At 68.4% G+C, this 7405-nt stretch carries 4 protein-coding genes and 1 pseudogene; 2 read left to right on the top strand and 3 right to left on the bottom strand.

The annotated features are described in order from the left end of the window. Positions 1-847: 847 nt before the first annotated feature. Positions 848-2767, top strand: a pseudogene (gene tap / locus OG625_RS41280) (telomere-associated protein Tap); the annotation flags it as partial. A 3-nt stretch (positions 2768-2770) separates the two neighbouring features. After that, positions 2771-3325: a telomere-protecting terminal protein Tpg gene (gene tpg, locus OG625_RS41285; RefSeq protein WP_329391999.1), complete on the top strand. Its 555-nt coding sequence runs from the start codon at positions 2771-2773 to the stop codon at positions 3323-3325. Positions 3326-3368: 43 nt separating this feature from the next. On the opposite strand, the gene OG625_RS41290 is transcribed toward tpg, so the two are convergent. The 3 genes from OG625_RS41290 to OG625_RS41300 all read right to left on the bottom strand — a co-directional run bounded on the left by OG625_RS41290 (position 3369) and on the right by OG625_RS41300 (position 5730). After that, entirely contained in the window at positions 3369-3977 is a 609-nt protein-coding gene (locus OG625_RS41290; RefSeq protein ID WP_329392001.1) for a hypothetical protein, read from the bottom strand. 566 nt (positions 3978-4543) lie between these two features. Then, a complete protein-coding gene (locus OG625_RS41295) occupies positions 4544-5017 on the bottom strand; it encodes a MarR family transcriptional regulator (protein WP_329392004.1) in 474 nt (157 codons plus the stop codon). Further along, positions 5014-5730, bottom strand: a complete 717-nt coding sequence (locus tag OG625_RS41300) for a hypothetical protein (RefSeq protein ID WP_329392006.1) — start codon at positions 5728-5730, stop codon at positions 5014-5016. Before OG625_RS41300 ends, OG625_RS41295 begins: the two co-directional genes overlap by 4 nt. Positions 5731-7405: the final 1675 nt, after the last annotated feature.

Raw genomic sequence — 7405 nt, forward strand, 5'->3', positions numbered from 1 at the left:
CGCCCCCCGCCCGCCCAAGCGCGCCGCCTACGCCCGCCTCCTCGAAGGCCTGGCCACCCTCCACCCCATTAACGGCGTTAACACCACCCCACCCCCAACTCCGACCCCGGCATCGACCCCGGGTGCGATCCCGCCCCCGGGGCTGACCCCGATCCCGGATCCGACCCCGGGCCTGACCTCGACCTCGGCCCCAACCCCGGGCCTGACCTCGACCTCGACCTCAGCCCCAACCCCGGCCCCGGATCCGACCCCAAGCCTGACCTCGGCCCCGGCCCCGGGCCTGGCCTCGACCTCGGACCCGACCCCGGCCCCGGATCCGACCCCAAGCCTGACCTCGGCCCCGGCCCCGGGCCTGGCCTCGACCTCGGCCCCAACCCCGGCCCCGGATCCGACCCCAAGCCTGACCTCGGCCCCGACCCCGGTCCCGGTCCCGGTCCCGAGCCTGACCTCGACCTCGGCCTCGGGTCCGACCTCGGCCCCGGCCACGGGCCTGCCCCCGGCTCCAGCTCCAGCTCCAGCTCCAGCTCCAGCAACTGCAACTGCACCCCACACCTCCACCGACCGCGACCCGGCCCCCAACCCGCAGCCCAGTCAGCCCACGCCCGTTAACGCCGTTAACGCTGCCCCCCACCACACCCCCGAACCACAGCCCCACGAGTCCGCCACCCCCAACGGCGTTAACGCCGTCCCCCCTCACACCCCCACGGCGCAGCCCCAACCCCCCGCCCTCCCCACAGCCACCGCCGCAGCCGCAGCGACCGGCACCGGCACCGGCACCGGCACCACCCCAGAGAAACCCCACCCAACACCCGAGGCCGAGCCCCCCGCCCCCACCCATTCCGGCCCCGAGGCGGGTCCCACCCGACCCACCCCCGTTAACGCCGTTAACGCCGTTAACGCCGTTAACGCCACAGAAGCCACACCCACCCCACCCATCCCACCCACCCCACACCCCCAACCCCACCGAACTCCCGGGCCTCAGCCCCACACCCCCACCACACACCCCCACCCGGGGCCTGGGGCGGAGCCCCAGTTTCGGGAAGGGGCGGGTAGGGGAACAGCACCCCACTCCCCCGCCCCCCGCACCACATCCCCCCACCCCCTGGAAGGCAACGGCCCCCTCGCCGTCCTAGACGGCACCGGCCACGCCTACGCCGCCGCTGGCCTCGTCCTGGACCACCCCACCATCGACCTCCCCACCCTCCTCACCTGGGCCCTCACCGAGGCGAACCTCCGCTCCCCCCGCCTCCACCGCAACGGCCGCGACGGCGACCCCCTCCTCGTCCTCACCGCCTCCGCCGTGGAACGGCTCGGCCTCCCCCCGACCCTGGAAGACCGCCGCACCCTCCGCCTCCCCGACAACCACCCCACCCTCCGCCGCCTCGCCAAGAGCAAATGGCAGCTGACCCGCCGCGGCTTCGGCCCCTGGCCCCGCATCTACCGCCCGGCCACCCCCACCACCGGCCGCCAGTGCGTCCAGCTCGCGATCCTCCCCTGGGGCGCCCTCGACCCCCGCGCCTGGGGCGAAGACACCGCCACCCTCCCCGCCCCGGAACTCGCCGCGCTCCTCACCACCTACGCCGCCCGCGTGCTCACCCCCCGCGGCTCCACTGCCGTCACCGGCCTGGAACTCATGACGGCCCTCCGTCCCCCCACCCGCGCCGCCCGCGACGAAGCCACGAACACCTGGGTCTCGGCCCCCGTCCCCGGCTCCCTCACCAGCGCCGTCGACCCCGCTCCCCCGGAGGCCCCCGACGAGCACCCGGTCGTCGCCGCCCTCTACCCCCGCTCCCACCAGCGCACCCCGGACCAGGTCCTCGACGAAGAGGCCTACGACTGGATCCGCGACCCGGAGCTCCTCACGGACGCCGAGTGCGCCCGCACCCACGCCGTCGGCATCGACGTGAACATGGCCTTCGCCGCAGCCGCCAACCGCCTCCCGGTCGGCCTCGGCCCGGCCACCCACACCACAACCCCCCGCTTCGACCCGAAAACCCCCGGCTGCTGGCTGGCGGACCTCTCCACCCTCACCCTCGACCCCCGCCTCCCCAGCCCCTTCACCCCGAACGGCAAGCCCCCGACCGGCCCCGCCTGGTACGCCACCCCGACCCTCGCCTACGCGCAGGAGCTCGGCCACGCCGTCCACCCCACCGAGGCATGGATCCGCAAGGACCACGGCCCGTACCTGGACGCCTGGTACACCCGCCTCCGCGACGCCTACATGGCGACGATGGCGGACCTAGGCGTCACCCCGTCCCTGCCCGAGCCGGACTTCCTCACCGCGATGTCCACCCACAAACAGAACAGCCCCACCACCACAGCAGTCCTCTCCGCGATCAAGTCCACGGTCAAGGGCGGCATCGGCAAGCTCCGCGAACGCCCCCAGGGCGCCGCCTACCGCCCCGGCGAGCCCTGGCCCGCCCTCGAACGCCCCACCTGGCGCCCCGACATCCGCGCCGCCGTCATCTCCACGGCCCGCGTGAACATGCACCGCAAAATGCTGAAGCTCTCCACGACAGGCCTGTACCCCATCGCGGTCCTCTCCGACTGCGCCGTCTACCTCTCCGACGGCCCCAGCCCCCTCGACTTCCTCCCCCGCACCCCCGACGGCAAGCCCCTCCCCGGCGGCTTCCGCCTCGGCGTCAGCCCGGGCATGGTCAAGCACGAGGGCACCCAGCCCCTCCTCTGGGCCGTCCAGATGCTCGACGAACACCTCAACCCCGCCCGCCACATCAAGGGCCACGACGCAGCGGCAGACGGCGAGTAACGCATGTCCGAGATCTCCGACAGCCTCACCAGGGCCGACGAACAGCACTTCACCCGCCCGATCCCCAAATCCGCGGGCGCCCAGGTCCGCTTCCTCGTCAAACAACTCAAATCCACAAAAGCAGTGGCATCAGCCCTGGCCATCTCCCAGCGCACGGTCGAGCGCTACGTCAAGAACGAGATCAAGCAGCCCAAGCCGGCCCTCGCCGCCCGCCTGGAAGCCGAAGTACGCCGCCGCTGGCAGCCCCTGGTCCGCAAGCGCGCCCGCGACAAGGCGGCCCGCACCACCGGCCTCGTCATCGAGACCCGCGCCCGCTTCGGCTTCACCGCGGCCCCCGGCACCACCGACGACGGCCGCATGCGCCGCATCACCCAGCACCTCCCCCCGGAGTACGCGTCCCGCCTCTTCGCCGCCCAGGACGCCGGCGCCGCCGAGTCCCAACTCCGGCAGATCGCGGCCGAAGGCCTCCAGGAGATCTACTTCAAGGACAACGGCGCTCGCGCCACGAGCCTCCTGGTCGAGTTCACGGACATCGACTACGTGGACTTCGCGTTCTGAATCCGAGCAAAACAAGCATGAACGCCCAAGCTTGATCCGCGCGTCACGCGCCGGCCTCGCCCGGAGATGCTGTGTCGGGTGCCGGACGTGTCCAGAGCGTGAGGTCGCTGCTGGTGGCGACGGCGAGAGTGCGTCCGGACGGTGAGAAGCCGGAGGCCCGGAGTTCGGAGTAGTTGGAGTCGAAGATGTGCCACCAACTTTCGCCGTGCGGTCCGTTGTGGGGTATGCCTCCGTCTTCGGACAGCAGGACACGGTGATTCGGCCACTCGGGGCTAACGATCTCCAGGGTCCAGCCGTCCTCGGTGGTGGTGTGCAGGCCGCCCCCGAAGAGTCCCGCGATGTGTACTCGGGTCGCGGCGAGGGGGCCGAGTCCGGGGCAGGAGAGATCCCAAACTGCGTCCGGGATGCTGTCCTCGGGATCACGGTCCCGGGCGATCTTCTCGCCGGTGACGGCGTCAAAGAGCCCGTGGCCATCGACGGAGACCACCATGACCAGGTCTCGGCCATCGTCGGGGGCGAGGGCGAAGCCGATGCCGAGCAGTCCGCCGATGGGGGTGCGCCGGTCCAGGATCCGGCGCCAGGGGGCGGGCGGTGGAATGACGGGGACGGACAGGAACTTCTCTCGGAGTCCCTGCTGGTAGTCAGAGATCAAGGTGCTTCTTCGCTTTCCGCCAGGCCGTCGACCGCCTCAAGACGATGACGGGAATCCTGCCAGATCCACTCGAAGGCGTCCCCCGCCTTCTTGGCAGCAGGCTGCCGTTACTCCGACAACCCGGTGGCGACGACCGGTCGTGGTCGCACCGCGTCGATGACGGCGGCGAGTTGGTCGGCGTGGGCGTCGAGTAGTGCTTTCCGCTCGCGGTAGTGGGGATGCTCGTCCGTCTGTCTGAGCCAGGTGCAGGTGAATCTGCGGTGGTACTTCCAGAGGCGGAAGGCTTCTGGGCCGGCTGCGATGTGCGGAGGGCAGGGGGGAGAAGAAGCACTCGCCCTGGGCGGCCCACGTGGCCCAGAGCAGCGCACCGTGAACGGTCCCTCGCCGCCCCGTCCTGGCGCGGAGCCACACGCCAACCGAAGCACCAAGTCACACGGGGCCCACCGGCAAGAACGACCAGAAAGCTCCCGCCCCACAACAGCCTCAGCGCCCCTGAAAAACCAAAAGGGCCCCTGGTACACCCAGGGACCCTCCAACGCCCTCACAAGCCCGCCCAGACGGCTTCATCACCCCACGGCGTGCAACGTCCTGCGCCGCTTCGACTCCGCAGCCTTCTTCGCGGCCGCCTGAGCGGCCCGCTTCTTCCGCTGCTCGGCCAGCTGGTCCTGATACTCCGCCACCGCCTGGTGGTAGCTGGCGACATACCCCCGCGCGTCGAGCCGCTCATCCGGCGCCATCTCGTTCACGGCGGCAACAGCGTCCTCGAAGGAGTTGTACCCGGCCAGCATGGGGTTGATCTGATACACCCCGTTACGAACCTTCCGCACCAGCTTCGCGAGCTCCAGGCTCCGCAGCGCGGCATTGACGCTCGGCCGGCTCAGCTCCAGCAGCCCGCCCACGGTGGCCTGGTCGATGAGGATCCGCCCGCCCGGCTCGCTCAGCGAACGCAGCTTCAGCAGCACACGGTAGGCCGCAGGCGGGAGGTCGAGGTCGGAGAGAAGCCCGTCGGCGTTGACCGCAGCGAATCGCAAGGTGCTCACTGAGCTGTCCCTTCTTCCGTGCGCTTCGATCGGCTCAGCCGACGTGCAGCGCGCTCTTTGGCCCGTTCGGCCCGCAGTTCCGCGATGGCCTGACGCATGTGATCCAGCGACGGGAAGCGCACCAGGTCAGGCAGGCTCGTATCACTACGAATCTGCGAGATGGTGCTGTGCTGCTCCACCTTCACGAACTCACCCGTCATCTCCGTACCCGGGATGAACTCAGCCACCCGGTAACTGTAGGGCGGGTTGAACTGGTACACACCCCGCCTCACCTTGAAGACGATCCCATGAGACATGACTGTGTGCAGCGCCTCGGACGTCTTTGTCCGGCTGACGTCCAGGATCGTAGCCATCTCCTCCTGGGTAAGAGGAATCCGCCCCCCCGCTCGTTGACACGCGATGAGCAGCAGGATCAGCCTCAACGGCAAGGCTTCCCGGAAGTACTGGGCGATCACCAGGAAGAACTCGAGGCTGTCCATCGAAAACGCGTTTGGCTGACTTTGAGTCCCGTAGAACTCCAGCGGCTTGCGCTCTCCGTCCAGCGTCAGCTTCCGGCTCGGGTACCGCCGGGCGAGACTGTCCAGATCCTTGACCGGAGCCAGCGGCTGACCCCAGGCCGAGATCGCGTCATCAACGGGGAGATCAGGACGCGGCGCGCGCGGCGGACTCGGCCGACGGCGCTGTGGCTCTGATGACACGAGGATGCTCTCCACTTCGTTGATCTGCAGAGGAGAGTATGTCAACAAGGGTGACACAAGTGTCACGCTCGTTGACGTTCGGCGTGTCTTATGTAACCCCACAGGTGACATATCTCAGCCACACCCTCCCCGCCGACCCCCCGCCCCCGCAGGCCCCCAACCAGACCCGGCCCTCCAGCAGTTCGGGGACACATCTCCAGAAAAACGTCAGCCACTCCGACGTTTTAGCCCAAAAACCGTCAGTACCTTTGACGTTTTACGCTCGTTCTGTCCCCCTACCAGCGACAGATCCCCCGAGTTATGTCCCTTCTGAGGGGACATAACTTTCCCCCCGTACCCCCCCTGACCTGCGGCAACGCATCTCCGTACCTTCTATAGGCCGTCCCCTGCCGCGCTGCGCGACCTGAACGCCGTCTCCAACCCGCCCCCAGCCACAACTTCCTGACGTTCCAACACCCAGGAACCAGCCCCTCCACTGGCCAAACACCCCCACCGAAACTGACTCAATCCCGTCTCTATCCACTACCAACTTTGAATCACACTCCTCTGAGCGTTAACGGCGTTAACGCCGTTAACGCTCAGAGGTCCAACAAGCCCAAGACAAAGGAACACCAAGCACCCACCTATCTCCTGGCCATTTCCTCCCAAACAAGCAAATAAGACACCCACGAAGGACATCCTTAGCCCGCCTGCGACACCTTGCTGACCTCTCCGCAGGCAGTGCCCCAGCACACGGCCTGGAGCTCAACTTCCTCGGGGTATCACCAGGCCGCCCTTGAAGTACGCGCCTTCGAGCACAATCAGAGTCGTTCTCTCCTGCTAAAACTCAGCGCCAAAAGAGCAAGTGTTCTTGCCCCATCTGAAGCGCAGGGTCAGAAAGAACAGACCTGAACTAGCGCTTACTCGCGAGGAGTTGGCCCCAACCAACAGCCCGGCCTCCGCCAAGCGCAGCAACGCGGGTACCTTCTTCTCCTTGAGCGCAGCGTAAGGAGAGTCAGCCCAGAGCAAAGCGGAGGGGCTACCGGCCAAAGGCCGGCTTTGGCCCGCGAAGCGGACTCCCCAAGCTCAGCAAGACTGATCCTTACCACTCCTGAAGCGCAGCGTAAGGAACACCAGTCTGGAGGTAAGCCGCGGGCTACCCCCAGGGGCCCGCTCTGCCGGGCAGAGCCCACCTTCCCCAAGCGCAGCAAGGGCGATCCCCGTCCAAACGCTCAGCGCTTGGACACACAGGCCGGAGCGAAGCGGAGGCCCACCGCCTCAAAGGGACAGTGAGACCGGCCTTCCTCCGAGCACAGCAAGACGGGTCTCTGCCCCTCCTTGAGCGCAGCGTAAGGAAGGACAGCCCGGAGCGAAGCGGAGAGGTACCGGCCAAGGGCCGACTCTGGCCCGCGAAGCGGGCCGCCTCCGAGCGCAGCGAGGAGGGTTACTTGGCCCTCTGTAGCGCAGCGTAAGAGGGCCAGGCCAGAGCGCAGCGGAGGCCTACCGCCCGAAGGGGCGGCTTTGGCCTGCGGAGCAGGCCTCCGCCGAGCGCAGCGAGGCGGATCCCCTGCCCAGGCGCGCAGCGCCTGGGGTCAAAAAAAAATCGCGGTGTCGCCGTTCCGGATTTCAGATTTGGGTGTTTAATCAGCTAGGCACAGCGAGTCTTGGTTATTTCGCCGGTATCGTGCTTTCGCGTTTTCGTGCGCCACTT

The sequence above is a fragment of the Streptomyces sp. NBC_01351 genome (genome assembly GCF_036237315.1).
Classification (GTDB): Bacteria; Actinomycetota; Actinomycetes; order Streptomycetales; family Streptomycetaceae; genus Streptomyces.

Excerpts from the sequence above, each read along its gene's own strand:
- tpg (WP_329391999.1), top strand. The coding sequence starts at position 2,771 with ATGTCCGAGATCTCCGACAGCCTCACCAGGGCCGACGAACAGCACTTC.